The sequence below is a fragment of the Vibrio sp. 10N.222.46.A1 genome, assembly GCF_041473595.1.
GTDB lineage: Bacteria > Pseudomonadota > Gammaproteobacteria > Enterobacterales > Vibrionaceae > Vibrio > Vibrio tasmaniensis_A.
Genome location: NZ_JBFRSN010001085.1, coordinates 1 through 1,027, shown reverse-complemented (window position 1 = coordinate 1,027; position 1,027 = coordinate 1). Strand labels below are relative to the sequence as shown.

The window sequence follows — 1,027 nt, the reverse complement described above, 5'->3', positions numbered from 1 at the left end:
ACATATCAAACACCTGGTTTACAACATTGTCTGATGTTAACACTATAATTCATAATGTAAGCGTGAATGCATAGTGTTTGCTTGCTTAGTCACCAAGTTTAATCATATAACTGATTGATAGATCAAAATTTAAACACGAAATAGCAGCCTGTTTGAGTGATTTATCTTGCAATAGCGTTGGTTTTTCTAATAAGTTGCAACGTAACTTTATATTGGTGGAGGAATAGGCCTATATTTGGAGGCAATGTAAAGGAAGTTAAGTGAACCAATAATGATAAATCCGACCTCAAAGAGATCGGACTATTTGCAATGCTAGGCTAGTTGACCGCTATAAATTGGTCTAGTCATTGAAGGAACTTTAGAAATGGTATCTTGCACCAATGTATGCTGTTTTGGATGAAACATCGATGGATTCTATTTCAATATGTGCAGAGCGGTAACCGATATGAACGTCGATGTTATCGGTAATTATTGCGCCAAATTCTCCACCGATTTGGTAAGCGGCCTCAGATTCAGAAGCTGAGAGCCCAAAGGCTTTGATTTCCGTATCAATAGATCCAACGCCTGCTAACAGGGAGACATACAAATCCAAGACGTCGCCTTTAACGATGAATTTGGGTTTAACATTCACGAAGAAGGCTTGGCCTTCAATATCCATCATTTGAGCAAAGTTAACTTTGCCAATTTTTCGGTACTCCGCTTCTAATCCCAGCTTTACTACATCGTGTGTATTGAACTCATAACCGCCAACTAAGTTATAACTCAAGTCAGCTAGATCAGAAGAATCTTCAATTTTGCTACCGCGGTATTCTAATTCGGTTTCATTATAAAATCCGACATCTACACCTGCATAAAAATGACCAAGCTCTTTAGCTGCTGTGTCATTTTCATTAGCAAGCGCGTATGAACTCATGCCAAAAGCGGTGAATAGTGATAGGGCAACCATACCGATTTTCATATTAAGCCTTTTATATAATAAGTTATTGATTCCTTGAATACCTTACCAAATGTAGAGCTTTTAAACTAA

At 37.7% G+C, this 1,027-nt stretch carries 1 protein-coding gene; it reads right to left on the bottom strand.

What is annotated here, in order from left to right; translation table 11 throughout:
• Positions 1–358 precede the first annotated feature (358 nt).
• Positions 359–958, bottom strand: a complete 600-nt coding sequence (locus tag AB4496_RS24010) for a porin family protein (protein WP_102257886.1) — start codon at positions 956–958, stop codon at positions 359–361.
• Positions 959–1,027 lie beyond the last annotated feature (69 nt).